Annotated in this window: 1 protein-coding gene; it reads left to right on the top strand. The window is 66.5% G+C overall.

Annotation, left to right across the window (positions count from 1 at the left end; genetic code table 11):
• Positions 1–603, top strand: a 603-nt coding sequence (locus ACP7AR_RS17510; RefSeq protein WP_426188580.1) for an outer membrane protein, incomplete at both ends; no start/stop codon positions are given.

Genomic DNA, 603 nt, shown 5'->3' with positions numbered 1-603 from the left:
CGTGAACTGGAACGCCGAAGTGAACGACGGCTGGGCCGCGTTCGCGCGTCTGGGCTACCGGTTCAACCCGAACTGGCGCGTCGAGCTCGAAGGCGGTTACCGCTCGGGCGACATCGGCCGCATCCGTCACTCGACGGGTTCGGTTCCGTCGGGCGTGTGTAACTTCACGCCGGCCACGGGCCCCTGCTTCTCGCCGGAAGGCGACATCGAATCCACCACGCTCATGGCCAATGTCATCTATGACATCGGCGGCGAGTACTGGGGCGTTCGTCCGTTCGTGGGCCTCGGCGTCGGCGTGAACCGCGTCAACACCGAGTTCGTGGGCACGATCCGCGGCCAGCGCACGGTCTCGATCGCGGCTGACGACAGCTCGACCAAGTTCGCGGCGCAAGCCCTGGCGGGCCTGAGCTATGCGATCGGCGACCGCGCCAACATCGACCTGACGTACCGCTATCTGACGGGCGACATGGAGTTCAAGACGTTCACGAACTCCACGGCGGCCGTGAACAACTACGGCACGTTCGATGGCGACTACGACGAGAGCCACACGGTGACCCTGGGTCTGCGCTACGCCTTCGGCGCAGCCGACGCTCCGCCGCCCCC

It is taken from the genome of Microbacterium sp. TWP3-1-2b2, assembly GCF_049896145.1.
GTDB lineage: Bacteria > Actinomycetota > Actinomycetes > Actinomycetales > Microbacteriaceae > Microbacterium.
Note: the sequence above shows the minus strand (reverse complement) of the source record. Positions and strands in the feature narration are given on the sequence as shown.